This is a genomic window from Bacteroides difficilis, from assembly GCF_048319815.1.
Lineage (GTDB): Bacteria > Bacteroidota > Bacteroidia > Bacteroidales > Bacteroidaceae > Bacteroides > Bacteroides zhangwenhongii.
In genome coordinates, this window is the sequence record NZ_CP182814.1 from 3,858,137 (window position 1) to 3,870,817 (window position 12,681).

Genomic DNA, 12,681 nt, shown 5'->3' on the forward strand with positions numbered 1-12,681 from the left:
ATGATTGTTATTCTTTTAATTATTGTATTGTCGCTTGTGTCAATTGCGGCTATAACCATTGTAGTTGCACAGAATACAGCCTGTAAAGATTGTCCTTTTAAACGGGCATGTGATGATTTGATGAGCCAACATCAACTTAACTTATGCCAGCAAAATAATATGCCAAGCCAAAATGAAGAGAAATAATAAATTGATGTATAACGAACTAATTTAATAAAAGTATGGATATAGAAAATAAAAACAGAGTTTCTGTAGAAGATATGAAGGCATGTTATGCTGAAAGATTCCCGTATGCACCCAATAATCAACGTGTAGGACGATTTGCAAAACAAATAGGTTTCCGTCTTACCAAACAGATGGTTAAAGGGCAGATTATTAGTTTTTATATAAAAGATGATATAAGTAAATGAGTACGTTTTCCGACAAATTCGATAATCACTGGAAGTGCATACCATACGCAATGGCGACATTAACATCTAGCGATGGCTTTATGATTTTATTTCATCTGTTACGAAGAGGTTATACGGATGGAGGTAAGACAACATGCGCCATATCCAACAAAGAACTGGCTGATGTTATGGGAACTTCTATTAGTTCAGTACGCCGGGCAATAGATACGTTGAAGCAACTTAATCTTATCAGTTGTTCTCAAAATAAAGGGGCACTTTGCACATTTTATGTAAATTGGAACGAGATACGAGCAATACATAAAGTAAGTTCTCAAATATCAGATAAAGGGTGGGTATATTTGCGAGGCTTGTGCTTAAATAGCGAGGTACGTCCAATATCAGCGATTCCATTGACCATATTGAACGATGTAGTTCGTCAATATCCACACACTTCGCTCAATATGAACACACCCTCGCTCAATATGAACACACCCTCGCTCAATATGAACACACCCTCGCAAATAGACGAAGAAAAAGGTGAAGACATAGAAGAACTATCTGAAAATATAGTCAAAGAGCGATCTAACCTCGTTCAATATGAACAGGGGTCCGCTCAATATGAACGAGGGTCCGCTCATATTGAACAACAGAATAAGATATATATAGATAATAAAGAGAATAAAGAGAATCATAACGAACGAAGTGAGTTTAATAAAGAAACTGATATGAAGATTTTAGAATGGTTCAATTCTCGTGACTTATCTTTTCCAGATCTTTCTTCTTCTGACTTTGAAACCATCATCAACCTTCCAGATTTTGCCGATAATGATTTTGATATGGCAATAAGAGAAGTTTGGGGATATTTGCAATATGATGAAGACTCTCCAGATAATTACATTCCTGTTGAATATTTCAAAGATATTCTTTACCGTGCTTGGAATGATTTAAAAACTATCAATCCTGATTTCTCTCTTTCAGAACAAGACATGAAGAATATTTTTGGATTCGATGTTGAAATGCAAAATGGAGAACCTGTATGTTGTGTGACTCCCAGTAAAATTAAAAACATCAATCAGTCCCCTTCACCTTCCAGAAAAATTAAACGGAAAGGAGTAGAGGACCGAACCTCCAGATTAATATTTCTTGAATCTCTCCGGCAAGTCGCCGAAAAAGATACGAATATGTTGACGGACGCCGAGTATGCAATATGGCTTATGATTGAGTTTGTGAAAGAACGGGAAAGTAATCAGCAACCTCGTCCATCAGAAGTGACGAAAGCTGCTTATGAAGATTTACTTAAACGTTTCTCGAACGAATCGAAGGTGCCTGTAGAAGATTTGAGAACCCTATGGAAAGAACTTCCTCAAAAAAATACAGTTAAACTGCATCCTCAACAGTTGTCAGTCGATAAGATTATAAACTATAACGTGCGGGTAAATCAGGCAAGTGATGTGGAAGAGCTTTATAACAAAAAGGCGGCAGAATAACCATGAAGCCTTCTGCCACCTTCCAGAATCCTTTTCTTTAGCCGACCTCGATTATCTTATTTCGGGTTCGGCTAAAAAATTTCTTCTAATCTCCATTTCTTCAGACAGTATTCTAATTGCATCTTTCTCTCTTCGGAAATAATTGCCTGCCAGATAACGTTTATTACTTGTTACAGTTTCTTTTTCCACATCTGAAGTAACTTGCATCTTATCTGTGATATACCAGTAGCGGTCTCCTTTAGATACTTTCATGTTCAAAGGCTCAATGCGTTTTAAAAAATGATTCCATGTCTTACCAACCTTAGCCAATTCTACATCCAGAGCTTTTCTTTGATAATCTGCTGGCTTGAAAGTTGTAAACGAGAAATCATCTATTTTTCCCAGATATTCGTTCATGCTGTATTTAACCGGTTCCCCTTTGATAACATAACAATACATAACGATGTCTCCAGAGGATTTATCTGCAAGTCTTACGACTCCATATCCTTCTTGACCTGTTTTATGGTTATGGAAGCATACTAAATCACATGATTTGGGAATATATTTATCGCTTATTAAGAAAAATGGGTTGCCAAATTCTTTTCCTTGTTTATCTAAAATTGAATAGAGGCGATTTAAAGCGTTTTCTCCAGCTGGGGTTATAATGTCTATAGGTATTGTTGTTTTGTCGAAATTAGGCGTGTTTCCGTCAATTCTGAGGCATATTAAAACAGTGTTCACATTTCCTTCTTGTACCAAACCTATAGAATCGTTCCATTTTACTGCATCTCCAGCTCCAAATCCTTTGTCAAACCAGTTGGCAAATGTAGCGTAATCGAGAGATTCAGGATCGTCCGAATAACTGGAGGGTACATGTAGCTTAATATTATACTCTGTTTTGCAATAAGAACTAATTCCTTTAAAGTCTATCTCAGACTTATATTTTCTTTTTCTTAGAAAATGCTCTACTTGTTTTTTCGTTTTCATATTCAGATAAAATAATCAATTGTTAGGCAAATGTAATATGATTTTTTGATAAACATCAATTTGGATATAAAAATTTAGCTTAATTACCACAAAACGAGACTGAAAAAATAGGTGGCTGGAAAAATCAGAAAACTTATATATTGAATTCTTATATCGTTGTCAATTTGAATATATTGGCAAATAATTATTTCTCTGTATCGGAAAAATAAAGTTAACAAATTGATGCTGGGATGATTACAAAATATCAGCTTCCAGATTCAATATACTATAAAATTAATGTTAGAAACTGGAGATAAATTTATTGTATTGAATAACGTGGTCTGGAAGGGAATAGGCTTTTATGCAATGATCGGCTTTTGAAAAAACGAGATTGAAAAATCAGGTCGGATTGTATATACGGTATTCGCTCCAGAGTTAACCGGCTCTCCCTTCTTTTTTTTGTGTTTTTAGTGGCTATATATTTGTTAATCAGTTATTTATATTGTTTCACTAATATACAAAAGTGAAACAAATGTACTTTTGTTCTTTGTTTTGCTTATTCTTTTGTTTTAGATGTTATTTTGAAATTATTACAAATTTGTTTCTTTGTGTATGTGATTTGTCCCCGTTCCTTTTTGCATCCAGGTAACAACATCTCGCGCACGTGCATGTGTGTATGTGTGTCACGATTTGCCTAATAAGTAACCACGCATACACGCGCGTGTATTGGGGTGATTTATCTTGTTGATTTTCAGATATTTATAAGTTATGTTATTTGCTGTTTATTTGTATATTGTTGAAAATCAAATGTTTATAAATTATTTTAGCCTTGAAATGAAATTATTTGATTATTTATTTGTGTATATCAAAATATTGCCATATCTTTGCATTGTCAAGTTAAGATAACGGCTACTTGATAAAGTGTTTACTTTCCGTTTTGGTTTTATCTGTAAACCTGCAAAAAGCGAAAACCGCAAACAGATACTAGATAATGAACGTAATTAGTAACTGTAAAAACAAGAAGTAAGAAACGGACAAAAGAAAGTAATACATAAAAGCAAAAGGAGTGCGAAAGCGAAAGCAAAAGCGCACGCCCAGACATAAAACGGGATGTTTTGTGAACGGGAAAAGAATACCCATAACTGTAATGGTCAGTTATTAAAGATTGTCATGCAAACCGTCGCTGGCACTATGGGGGAGCTATATACATAAGTCTGCTACAAAAGCGTGCCATAGGTGCGTAGCTCCATGCAGCAAAAGGGAAAAGTGTGAACTTAGTGCCATAGTTGTGCCCAGTTGCCGACTGCATACCGAAAAACGGATGTTTACACAAAGGTGTGAAAATCTGCCCCTAATGCGAACTGAGAAAGATATATGCCCTTGCGTATATATGTAATCACCAACGCAACGCAGCCCTAACAGTGAAGAAGTGTATGCCAAAAGTGTGCTTTAACGGTAACGATGGAAATTACCTACCACATAGGCGAAAGCGTATGTAAAAAGCTGCAATTCAATCGGCTTGGTTGCAGCTGGTGAGCACTCATACACAGGGCGCACGGCTCCGTTGCGCTGTTAGTGACGGGCAAAAAGTTGTACATAGAGTGTGCTGGATAGGTGAATGTCCAGTATGCTCTGATTGGGCTTTAACGCAATCGAAAGCGTATTAACGTTTTCGGTGGTGCGTTCCTATTTTGGTAGGTCGGGGTTCGATTCCCCGATTGCCTACAATGCGCTATTGCAGAAAATTCCTAAAAAACAGTAATCATGGGAACAATTAGTAGGTATAACAGTGTGCAATTTGAGAACTTAAACGCAAACGAGTTGGTAGGTGTAACTTTGGTGTATAAGAGTGTAAATCGTGACGGAGAAACGCATTATTCAGGACTGAATTTTGCCGGTGATGAGTACACGCCAAAGGATAAGACACAGGACGAGATTTTCCGCGTGTGGAAGAATGTGGTAGCTACGTTTTGGACAGTGAAAGCGGTTGAGGCTGGACTGCGTGAAGACAATGGCGGTATTGCATCTAAACTGCGTAGCGGTACACCGTCTGAAATCATTGTACGTACAAGTGATTGCAAAGTGTCAAAGAAGTGGGATGTTGAGGGAAGTGTGTGGAGTCGTATCGGTTTGGTGCCTACAAAGAAAGATCTGGATTGTGCAGCGCGTGATTTTAAGAAGAAAATCCATGCTGCTACAAAAGCGTCTTTCGATGCTCTGAAATTCCGTTTGAACTTTGAAGAAGTAGCTGCGAAAGCTGCTGACTATTATGAAATCTTGGGAGTAAAACATGATGCTACGGAAGCGGAAATTAAAGCTGCATACAAACAAGCTGCTAAATCTGCGCATCCTGATGCCGGTGGTTCCAATGAAAAGATGCAAGAAGTGAACGCTGCATGGGAAGTTCTTGGTAATGCTCAAAAGCGTGCGGAATATGATGCGCGAATGGCTGCATAACTAAATACCTGGTAGGTCGTAACATACATAGCACGTCTGGAGGTGAATACAGGCGTGCTATTTTTATGGGTAAAACGAACGTGGAAGCGTAGCGTGCAAGAAGTGCGTGCCATTTTTGTATCCTGCAAAATATCAAAAAACATGAAGGAGCTGAAAGAACTGAAAGTTGGTGATTTTTTTAAGTTGAAACCAACCGGCAGAGTGTATGTGCGTGGAGAGTATGTGCGTTCATTGAAACGTTATTCGTACTATGATTTTGATGACGTGTGTAGAGAACATTTTGCTAAAGGGAGTAAACGTGTAATTGTAAATTTTGAATTTTAAATAACAAAACTGATAAGATATGAAACGAGCAAGAATCCAAAGAACGAGCGTGAAAATCATTTCTACCTCTTGTGCAAATGTGACTTTCTATTTGCCTAAATCTCAAAATGTTACTGTGAAGCGAAAAACTGTGTATGATTTATTTAAAGCGTAAATAAATGAAGAAGCATATTGTGATATATAAGCGGAAAAAGTACATCAAAGTGGCTACTGCAATTGGTAGTAAATTCTATAGAATCTTGGTAGTTATATGCCTGTTGTTTTCCTGTATTGCGATAAATGCCAAAACTATACGGGTATTTACAGGAAACATACAGCGCGTGGAGAAGACTGTGAGGGTTGATGGAAACACTTACTTCTTAACATTGAAAGATGGCACCATGTACCAACTGGAGGATGGGAAACAATATAGTATTGTGTTGGAGAATTGGAAATATTTCAAGTTTATAACAATTGATGTGAAGGATAATGGCAAAAAAGAATGATATAGCCAGTTTCTTCTACTATATGTGGAATTGCTGGGATGAGCACGAATGTGCTGTTGCTTTTGAAAAAGCCGAATGTGGATGGAGACATTTATGGAATAAGTATCGTGAATATAATAGTCAAAATGGTCATTATGGAGCGGTAGAAGAATTTTTTGCCAATTTGGATGACAGGAATCAGAACTTACTTGTAGAGCGTGCACTGGAAATGTACAGCGGTAAAAAACGTATCAAATGAAAAAGCTATTCAAAATAATCGTGGGATGCGTTATTGTTGTACTAACATTAAAAGCCTGCCACTTGAATTATGTGTGTGATGTAGTTGATAGTATTCCGAAAGAAATCCGGGAGCGCATAATTACAGAGCATCCAGAATGTGCCGATATTGATTTGTTGGTGAAATTATGGGAAACTAAAGGAGATTCTCTTGTTTCTGAAATTGTTCAAGAACAAATATATGACTGTGAACTTATCGAATATTTGAAACATCACCCTGAAGAGAACAATTAATATCAAGATAACAATGGAAACAAAAGTGTGTAAAGAGTGTGGCCAGAGTTTGCCCAGATCAAATTTTTCTAAAAATAAGGCAACCAAAGATGGATTGGCAAACTATTGTAAGAAGTGTGATAAAGAAAGAAGACGCAAATCTAGCGGTAGAATCACTCAACAAGGAGTAAAAGCAACCCTGAAAATGTCTGATTTTGATGACAACATGTTATTTGCTGAGTTGCGTAGACGTGGATATACTGGAGAACTTCGATATTCAAAAGTTATAAATGTATGAGTGGTAATGGCTACGTAAGTGGATATTATGCTATGGTTAAATTAACCTCCCTTTTAAGTGGTGGCGATGATACAGAACTTATATCGGAAATCATTAAAACTTTCCGTAGAATAAAAGATGTGCCGGAAAACCTTATAATTGCCATACTTGAATATCGCGGCTATACTGGTGAACTTAGATATTTTTACCCTACCGGACCACGGATTGTAAGAGATAAGAAAGGAACAACAAATTTAATATATTAAAGTGGAAGGATATGATACCAGAAATTATCGAACAAATGCGCAAAGAGTTATATGATACCAATTTGTGTATCTCTGATTTCGAGAAGTATGATTTGAAAGCTCTTGAAAATACCAATGAGCCATTCTTTTGGTTAGTGCGCACACACGGAACGCATCTGTGTTTTATTGGCCCCAGTGTAGAAAGCCTTTTTTCGTCAGAAAGTAACCGGTTTGCAATTATGAAAGATTCTCTTGCTATTATCGCAAGTATTGTTTATTGGGACGATTTGGACTATAATAAGTATTTTTATTGGGATGGAGCACAGCTTCAAAAAGTATCTAAGGATAAGATTGTTTCAATATTCAATAATATCTGGGGAAACCGGATACACCAACTTTCCATTCAATACCCCGAAGAATATGCAGCCATAAACATACCATTGGAGTTAAAAATGTCCCCGGAAATATCTAAATGTGTAGAAGAAGTCAAGAATATTGCTTCAGAATTGCAAGATTCAAGCTTTGAAGATTGTTTGAAAAGGCTACAAAAATGGGTGAGATGTGCCGTTAACCAACATATTGAAATATACGGTGATTTTGCGAAAAATAGCTTTGGATTTTCTGAGGTGGTAAATGGCGAGCGTAAAATTTGCGGCGGGATAATTATGTCCCCAAATGCGACTGAAAGACGTTGGAGCATTCATACATAAAACTATGGTAATATGAAGTATTCAGTAAATCCTAATCTCAATGCTGTTATGAATAGTATTGAAATACAATTATTATCCAAAGGAAAGGATAAACAAGAGAGTCTTCAAATTATTAAGAGGTATATAAAATCATTTCCTAAAGAACCGGATTATAATTTGGCGCAACATGGAGGTATGCTTGTTTCCCCTTATGATGTGAGAGAATTGAATATTAAATGCGGTTATAGTGCTGTTGTTCAAAATAAGATCCCTGATGGGAGAGTTTGGAATGAATACTTACTGCGGGTAGGAAGAGTTGCAAAGAAACTTTTAAAAAAAAATAAACTATGAAAGTTATATCAGAAATTTCACTTCGAGATTTCAAATTTTGGAGTGGGGGTGAGGATCGGGCAAAGAACTGTACCGATGAACAACTGGATAAAATTGAATCCATAATGGAGAGTGATGCTCCTGAAAGTGGTTGGACTGATGATGATATAAATAATTTCTTTTGGTTTGACTTTGATACAATCGCAAATTGGCTTGGATATAAGGATGAAAAACATTTTGATGCAGGCGTTAGCGAAGATGATGTGGAAGAAGCACAAGATTGGTTTGACGGTATCACAGACACCAAAGATATGATTGATATAGCCAATCTTGATAGAAAAGACTATATTTCTACAGATGAAGATAGGGAAGAAGAATTTGATGAAGATCTTGTTTACTATGACTTTTCAAATTGGTGGAACAATATGGATGATATTGAACAAGTGAGAGAGTATCGTAAGCACAATTAAAGTGTCATAGTTCCGGGTCCTATTCTTGGAACACTAGATATATTAGTTGTTTCCATGTGCATGTTGTTCTACATGCTGTTGTTTGAAGGGTGGCGCGATCAGAATGTTGTTGTTCTGGTTGCGCCTTTTCCTTTAAAGTTAAAGCGAGTTAATATTCAAAAAGTGGACAACTATGGACACCATCAAAAAACTATTCGATAATAAAAACAAAAGGAAATATGCAAAAGGAGTTGTTAGAAATAGAATTTCGTTACCATGACAGACCGATAGGTAGTTGTCCAGCCACTACTCGTAGTGAGACAATTACTATAGATATATTTGATACTTTGGAAGAAGCAGTCAAGGTTGGTAATGAAACGCTAAAGGTGTTGTCAGAGCACTTCCAAGTAAGAGCAGATGACCGTTTTAAAGTTAAAGGTTTATTTGGCACTCCAGATAGACTTGTAACAAATTGTTGCTATCCAACTAAAGGGATTGCATATTTTGCGAGGATTACTCCTCTGAAATTTAACGATCTCTCTGAAACTATAGCAGAGACATTTAAAGCATACGATAGATACAGGCAATATAGACATGAACAAGAAAATGATGAATAATATGGATGTACTAGTCTTAAATCACAAAAACAAAGTGTCCTTACAGGTACAGCATGTAGATATTGGTAGTTCTATTGATTTGCATTTTCCAAACGAAGATCAATCATTGGATGCTTTTCAGAAACTTCGCGAAATAGGTGTAAGATGTTTCCATGCTGGCAAAAACGCTCCTTGTGGAGCTTCTGTAATGATGTATTCTTATGGTAATGAAAATCTTCAACTTCAGATAAAATAGTAATGTCAATAGCCAAAGAATATGCACTTAAATATGTAGGTAGAGAAGGGGTTATCAATAATTGGGATTGTACCATAATTGGATATAACCTCACGTATGACCTGGTTATAGTTGCTTTCCATGATAACAAACATGGTTGGCATGATTTCCATGATAATGACGTAATACTGGTTAACAAAATAAGTTACACTAATTATGGATATGTTAATTGCGAAAAGATATGGCTATTTTAAAACATAAAGACCAAATGGAAGAAAAGGAGTATATAAATATTGATAATATGGCAACACGCCTTTGTCAAATTTTTAAAGATGCACGTGAAAGCATGGTTGATGATAAAAATAAAGATTTTATCATGGAGAACTTTTCGGACGAGTATCTGGAAGATAAGAGCAATGAAATGGCTTGGCGGTTTAACTGCGATATGAAAAAATATCTTCATAATCCGGATCATAGAATCTGTGGCAATTTTAATAACATTGATTATGATTATCCCTACCATATTTATGGGGAGGTTACATACGATGCCTCTCTTGTAAATGCTATGATCGCCAGACTAGATGCCGGTGAAGATAGTAAACAAGCTAACGAGGACCGTGACTTTCTTGTTGACTGGTTCTTTGAAACTTTTGGTACACACGGAATATCTTATAATTTCCAGTCAGATATATCAGAGTACCTTTATATAGAGTATGAAACCCCACAATCTTAAATCAATGAAAACAATAACATTGCAACTGTACACTTTTGATGAATTGTCAGAAGAGGTACAAAAAGAAATTATTGAGCGTGAACGCTGGAATATAATGGAGCAGTGCATGGATGCTTACGGTTCAGATTATGTAACATCTCTAAGAGCTTTTGAAAAATTGACAAATACCAACTCATGTAACTGGGGTGTTAATTATAGCGGATACAACTTTAACTTCAAATATAACGATAATCCAATTTTTGAATGTCCGGTTGATTGTGAAAATGATATTTACGCAGAGGATCTGTGTGGTAAGTTACTGTTTAGATATATCAATAATAATATTATGCCATACATTACACAAGGTAGATATTACTCATCTCCAGGCAAATATGTAAATGAAAAATACACTTACAAATACAGACGAAGCCGTATTATCAAATCTGTAGATGGTGATTGTCCACTAACCGGTATGTGTTACGATTATTACTTGCTTGAACCTATCATCAAATATTATAAAACTTGGTGCAGTTATCCGGACAACTTCTCACTCACAAACTTAATAGAACAATGCTATGAGAGTTTCTTCAAATGTTGGCATGAAGAATATAGATATTGGGCCGATGATGAGAATGCAATCCGGGAAGAACTGCATAATAATCAGTATGAAGACAGACTGTATTATGCAGATGGGTGTGTGTATAGTGGGCCGTTAGATGATGTTGCATAATTAAAATTCATAAAACAATGATACTCAATATAGTAAAAAATGGTACAGATCCTTCAAGCATTTTAGAATGCGTGAGAGCAACTTTCATCAACTCAAAGGTAAGCATTAAAACAGACTATAAAATATCTGTTGATATTGAAGTTGTTGGCGAGGGTGGGTTGCACAGTTTGGAAGGGCTAAAAGAACTGGAATCTTATTTTAGAGACTATGATATTAGGGTTTGGTAACTATAAATAGTTTACAAATGAACGGAGAACAAATAATACCGCCAATTACTGATTCATTAGGGAAACATTGGCAGCAACCTCACAGAAGATTTATTGAGTTGGACGACACCTATGCCCTTATGAGCGAACAAACGTTCAAGGGATTAAAAGAATATTCTACCTCAATACCCACAGGAAGATACGAAGGTAAAATGTGGAAAGAATTTACAAAAGGAGAATGGTGTCTTGCATGGTTTGCTCCTGACATAAATCACAACTTACTTCGTATAGAAAGAAGGATAATATTAATAGTGTAAAACAAAATAAGAAAGGAGTAAAATTATGAGTCATTTTGTAGTAATGGTCATTGGTGATGACGCAGAAAAACAATTAGAAAAATACGATGAGAATTTGGAACTTCCTCCGTATATAAAACACACAAAGGATGAGCTAGTAGCTTTGAAAAGAAAAGAGATTGAAGATTATCGAAACACTGTATATGCAAAGTATCTGGAAAACAAAGAACTTTATAAACAGGGTTGTGAAAATGAAAGACATATAGAATATCTGGAAAACGAGTTTCCTCAAAAGTTACATTGGAGTGATGAACAAGTATATCAAGATGCTATAAAATACAGTGAAATAGACGAAAAAGGGAACGTTATTTCAACATATAACCCGGACGCTAAATGGGATTGGTATGAAAGAGGTGGTAGATGGGCTGGATACCTCCGGCTGAAAGAGGGAGCTAAACCATTGGTACCTGTCAGTTTCTCATGGGGATGGAGTGAAGAAGAAAAGCAGAAAGTTATTGATGAAAACAGAGCAGATGTAGCCGTAAAAAAAGATATTGCTAATTTGGATAAAATTATACCATTTGCTATTGTTAAAGATGGTCATTGGTATGAAAAAGGACAAATGGGCTGGTGGGCTGTTGTGCTGAATGAGAAAGATGACCATATCTGGGAAGAAGAAGTAAAAAAACTATTAGAAGGACTTTCAGAGGATACTATCATTTCAATTTATGATTGTCATATTTAATATACAATAGATTAGATTGGGTATTAAATGAAATAGACTAATATTCAAAGTGGAAAGATATGATATTATTTGAAAACCCACCTACTGTCTACTTTGAGAAAGTAGAAGATTATGAAGAAAAATCGACTCCGTGGAGACGGGTTCCTCCTACATATAAAGGCTCCTCAACAAAAAATGGACGTAACAAGAAGCAAATAAGAAAAGACCGGAAACGAAATAAGAAAAGATAATTATGTCACAAAAATCAATGAAACTCCCAAAACTGTATAGGATCATCGTTGATGTCCAATTTGGAGACATGCTGGACGAATGCAATAAACTGTATGATGGCGAAGGGTATGGAGCTGTCTTTACCGATGCGAACGGAGAAGCTGTTATTGATTATCTGAAGCAATGGGATGGTGATGAATGGACTGATGATGATATTCGCTGCGAAGAGCCTAGGTGGGTAAATAACGGAACTGATTCCGTACATCACAAAGATGGATATACCCTTATTTACAACTCAACTATGGGTGGTGTATATATGCTGTATCGTGAAGCAAATGCGACTGAAAGAGAATTGTATAACAAATTAAACTAATTGCGAAGTTAT

At 36.1% G+C, this 12,681-nt stretch carries 23 protein-coding genes; 22 read left to right on the plus strand and 1 reads right to left on the minus strand.

The features are described 5' to 3' along the window. From ACNOGP_RS14965 to ACNOGP_RS14975, 3 genes are read left to right on the plus strand one after another with little or no spacing between them, the layout of a single operon-like run. The gene (locus tag ACNOGP_RS14965; protein WP_234130980.1) at positions 1-186 is read left to right on the plus strand and encodes a hypothetical protein; all 186 of its coding nucleotides are present in this window, start codon (positions 1-3) and stop codon (positions 184-186) included. 35 nt (positions 187-221) lie between these two features. Further along, positions 222-410, plus strand: a complete 189-nt coding sequence (locus ACNOGP_RS14970) for a hypothetical protein (protein WP_121765039.1) — start codon at positions 222-224, stop codon at positions 408-410. Then, positions 407-1,876 (plus strand): hypothetical protein, encoded by a 1,470-nt coding sequence (locus ACNOGP_RS14975; RefSeq protein ID WP_418213127.1) that lies wholly within the window; start codon positions 407-409, stop codon positions 1,874-1,876. The genes ACNOGP_RS14970 and ACNOGP_RS14975 overlap by 4 nt, the downstream gene beginning before the upstream one ends. Positions 1,877-1,927: 51 nt before the next feature. On the opposite strand, the gene ACNOGP_RS14980 is transcribed toward ACNOGP_RS14975, so the two are convergent. Continuing rightward, positions 1,928-2,842: a hypothetical protein gene (locus ACNOGP_RS14980; RefSeq protein WP_121765046.1), complete on the minus strand. Its 915-nt coding sequence runs from the start codon at positions 2,840-2,842 to the stop codon at positions 1,928-1,930. A 1,743-nt stretch (positions 2,843-4,585) separates the two neighbouring features. Here ACNOGP_RS14980 and ACNOGP_RS14985 point away from each other — a divergent pair. From ACNOGP_RS14985 to ACNOGP_RS15075, 19 genes are all read left to right on the plus strand, one after another. Next, on the plus strand, positions 4,586-5,278 hold the full coding sequence (locus ACNOGP_RS14985; RefSeq protein ID WP_121765047.1) for a J domain-containing protein: 693 nt from the start codon (positions 4,586-4,588) through the stop codon (positions 5,276-5,278). Between the two features lie 141 nt (positions 5,279-5,419). Then, a complete protein-coding gene (locus ACNOGP_RS14990) occupies positions 5,420-5,602 on the plus strand; it encodes a hypothetical protein (RefSeq protein ID WP_121765048.1) in 183 nt (60 codons plus the stop codon). Positions 5,603-5,760: 158 nt separating this feature from the next. Further along, positions 5,761-6,087: a hypothetical protein gene (locus ACNOGP_RS14995; protein ID WP_259464038.1), complete on the plus strand. Its 327-nt coding sequence runs from the start codon at positions 5,761-5,763 to the stop codon at positions 6,085-6,087. Then, on the plus strand, positions 6,071-6,325 hold the full coding sequence (locus tag ACNOGP_RS15000) for a hypothetical protein (RefSeq protein WP_055268798.1): 255 nt from the start codon (positions 6,071-6,073) through the stop codon (positions 6,323-6,325). The genes ACNOGP_RS14995 and ACNOGP_RS15000 overlap by 17 nt, the downstream gene beginning before the upstream one ends. Further along, positions 6,322-6,597, plus strand: a complete 276-nt coding sequence (locus ACNOGP_RS15005; RefSeq protein WP_121765049.1) for a hypothetical protein — start codon at positions 6,322-6,324, stop codon at positions 6,595-6,597. The genes ACNOGP_RS15000 and ACNOGP_RS15005 overlap by 4 nt, the downstream gene beginning before the upstream one ends. Positions 6,598-6,610: 13 nt before the next feature. Then, on the plus strand, positions 6,611-6,874 hold the full coding sequence (locus tag ACNOGP_RS15010) for a hypothetical protein (RefSeq protein WP_121765050.1): 264 nt from the start codon (positions 6,611-6,613) through the stop codon (positions 6,872-6,874). Continuing rightward, the gene (locus ACNOGP_RS15015; protein WP_121765051.1) at positions 6,871-7,119 is read left to right on the plus strand and encodes a hypothetical protein; all 249 of its coding nucleotides are present in this window, start codon (positions 6,871-6,873) and stop codon (positions 7,117-7,119) included. The genes ACNOGP_RS15010 and ACNOGP_RS15015 overlap by 4 nt, the downstream gene beginning before the upstream one ends. 11 nt (positions 7,120-7,130) lie before the next feature. Further along, positions 7,131-7,808 (plus strand): DUF4120 family protein, encoded by a 678-nt coding sequence (locus tag ACNOGP_RS15020; RefSeq protein ID WP_121765052.1) that lies wholly within the window; start codon positions 7,131-7,133, stop codon positions 7,806-7,808. A gap of 12 nt (positions 7,809-7,820) precedes the next feature. Then, on the plus strand, positions 7,821-8,138 hold the full coding sequence (locus tag ACNOGP_RS15025; protein ID WP_121765053.1) for a hypothetical protein: 318 nt from the start codon (positions 7,821-7,823) through the stop codon (positions 8,136-8,138). Beyond that, complete coding sequence (locus ACNOGP_RS15030) at positions 8,135-8,587, plus strand: hypothetical protein (RefSeq protein ID WP_121765054.1); 453 nt, start codon at positions 8,135-8,137, stop codon at positions 8,585-8,587. The genes ACNOGP_RS15025 and ACNOGP_RS15030 overlap by 4 nt, the downstream gene beginning before the upstream one ends. Positions 8,588-8,805: 218 nt before the next feature. Next, a complete protein-coding gene (locus ACNOGP_RS15035) occupies positions 8,806-9,183 on the plus strand; it encodes a hypothetical protein (RefSeq protein WP_121765055.1) in 378 nt (125 codons plus the stop codon). 1 nt (position 9,184) lies between these two features. Continuing rightward, positions 9,185-9,418 (plus strand): hypothetical protein, encoded by a 234-nt coding sequence (locus ACNOGP_RS15040; RefSeq protein ID WP_147441440.1) that lies wholly within the window; start codon positions 9,185-9,187, stop codon positions 9,416-9,418. A 220-nt stretch (positions 9,419-9,638) separates the two neighbouring features. Next, a complete protein-coding gene (locus tag ACNOGP_RS15045; protein WP_259464039.1) occupies positions 9,639-10,130 on the plus strand; it encodes a hypothetical protein in 492 nt (163 codons plus the stop codon). 4 nt (positions 10,131-10,134) lie between these two features. Next, positions 10,135-10,839 (plus strand): hypothetical protein, encoded by a 705-nt coding sequence (locus ACNOGP_RS15050; RefSeq protein ID WP_121765058.1) that lies wholly within the window; start codon positions 10,135-10,137, stop codon positions 10,837-10,839. A gap of 17 nt (positions 10,840-10,856) precedes the next feature. Then, positions 10,857-11,066, plus strand: a complete 210-nt coding sequence (locus tag ACNOGP_RS15055; RefSeq protein ID WP_121765059.1) for a hypothetical protein — start codon at positions 10,857-10,859, stop codon at positions 11,064-11,066. A gap of 17 nt (positions 11,067-11,083) precedes the next feature. Next, a complete protein-coding gene (locus ACNOGP_RS15060) occupies positions 11,084-11,362 on the plus strand; it encodes a hypothetical protein (protein ID WP_121765060.1) in 279 nt (92 codons plus the stop codon). Between the two features lie 25 nt (positions 11,363-11,387). After that, entirely contained in the window at positions 11,388-12,086 is a 699-nt protein-coding gene (locus ACNOGP_RS15065) for a hypothetical protein (protein ID WP_147441441.1), read from the plus strand. A gap of 59 nt (positions 12,087-12,145) precedes the next feature. Continuing rightward, positions 12,146-12,316 carry a hypothetical protein gene (locus ACNOGP_RS15070; RefSeq protein ID WP_155272570.1) on the plus strand — a complete coding sequence of 57 codons (171 nt, stop codon included), beginning with the start codon at positions 12,146-12,148 and terminating at the stop codon, positions 12,314-12,316. 17 nt (positions 12,317-12,333) lie between these two features. After that, positions 12,334-12,669, plus strand: a complete 336-nt coding sequence (locus tag ACNOGP_RS15075; protein WP_418213128.1) for a hypothetical protein — start codon at positions 12,334-12,336, stop codon at positions 12,667-12,669. Positions 12,670-12,681 lie beyond the last annotated feature (12 nt).

Bases quoted from the DNA above. Each gene is read 5' to 3' on its own strand.
- ACNOGP_RS14965 (WP_234130980.1), top strand. From the start codon at position 1: ATGATTGTTATTCTTTTAATTATTGTATTGTCGCTTGTGTCAATTGCG.
- ACNOGP_RS14970 (WP_121765039.1), top strand. From the start codon at position 222: ATGGATATAGAAAATAAAAACAGAGTTTCTGTAGAAGATATGAAGGCA.
- ACNOGP_RS14975 (WP_418213127.1), top strand. From the start codon at position 407: ATGAGTACGTTTTCCGACAAATTCGATAATCACTGGAAGTGCATACCA.
- ACNOGP_RS14980 (WP_121765046.1), bottom strand. From the start codon at position 2,842: ATGAAAACGAAAAAACAAGTAGAGCATTTTCTAAGAAAAAGAAAATAT.
- ACNOGP_RS14985 (WP_121765047.1), top strand. From the start codon at position 4,586: ATGGGAACAATTAGTAGGTATAACAGTGTGCAATTTGAGAACTTAAAC.
- ACNOGP_RS14990 (WP_121765048.1), top strand. From the start codon at position 5,420: ATGAAGGAGCTGAAAGAACTGAAAGTTGGTGATTTTTTTAAGTTGAAA.
- ACNOGP_RS14995 (WP_259464038.1), top strand. From the start codon at position 5,761: ATGAAGAAGCATATTGTGATATATAAGCGGAAAAAGTACATCAAAGTG.
- ACNOGP_RS15000 (WP_055268798.1), top strand. From the start codon at position 6,071: ATGGCAAAAAAGAATGATATAGCCAGTTTCTTCTACTATATGTGGAAT.
- ACNOGP_RS15005 (WP_121765049.1), top strand. From the start codon at position 6,322: ATGAAAAAGCTATTCAAAATAATCGTGGGATGCGTTATTGTTGTACTA.
- ACNOGP_RS15010 (WP_121765050.1), top strand. From the start codon at position 6,611: ATGGAAACAAAAGTGTGTAAAGAGTGTGGCCAGAGTTTGCCCAGATCA.
- ACNOGP_RS15015 (WP_121765051.1), top strand. From the start codon at position 6,871: ATGAGTGGTAATGGCTACGTAAGTGGATATTATGCTATGGTTAAATTA.
- ACNOGP_RS15020 (WP_121765052.1), top strand. From the start codon at position 7,131: ATGATACCAGAAATTATCGAACAAATGCGCAAAGAGTTATATGATACC.
- ACNOGP_RS15025 (WP_121765053.1), top strand. From the start codon at position 7,821: ATGAAGTATTCAGTAAATCCTAATCTCAATGCTGTTATGAATAGTATT.
- ACNOGP_RS15030 (WP_121765054.1), top strand. From the start codon at position 8,135: ATGAAAGTTATATCAGAAATTTCACTTCGAGATTTCAAATTTTGGAGT.
- ACNOGP_RS15035 (WP_121765055.1), top strand. From the start codon at position 8,806: ATGCAAAAGGAGTTGTTAGAAATAGAATTTCGTTACCATGACAGACCG.
- ACNOGP_RS15040 (WP_147441440.1), top strand. From the start codon at position 9,185: ATGGATGTACTAGTCTTAAATCACAAAAACAAAGTGTCCTTACAGGTA.
- ACNOGP_RS15045 (WP_259464039.1), top strand. From the start codon at position 9,639: ATGGCTATTTTAAAACATAAAGACCAAATGGAAGAAAAGGAGTATATA.
- ACNOGP_RS15050 (WP_121765058.1), top strand. From the start codon at position 10,135: ATGAAAACAATAACATTGCAACTGTACACTTTTGATGAATTGTCAGAA.
- ACNOGP_RS15055 (WP_121765059.1), top strand. From the start codon at position 10,857: ATGATACTCAATATAGTAAAAAATGGTACAGATCCTTCAAGCATTTTA.
- ACNOGP_RS15060 (WP_121765060.1), top strand. From the start codon at position 11,084: ATGAACGGAGAACAAATAATACCGCCAATTACTGATTCATTAGGGAAA.
- ACNOGP_RS15065 (WP_147441441.1), top strand. From the start codon at position 11,388: ATGAGTCATTTTGTAGTAATGGTCATTGGTGATGACGCAGAAAAACAA.
- ACNOGP_RS15070 (WP_155272570.1), top strand. From the start codon at position 12,146: ATGATATTATTTGAAAACCCACCTACTGTCTACTTTGAGAAAGTAGAA.
- ACNOGP_RS15075 (WP_418213128.1), top strand. From the start codon at position 12,334: ATGAAACTCCCAAAACTGTATAGGATCATCGTTGATGTCCAATTTGGA.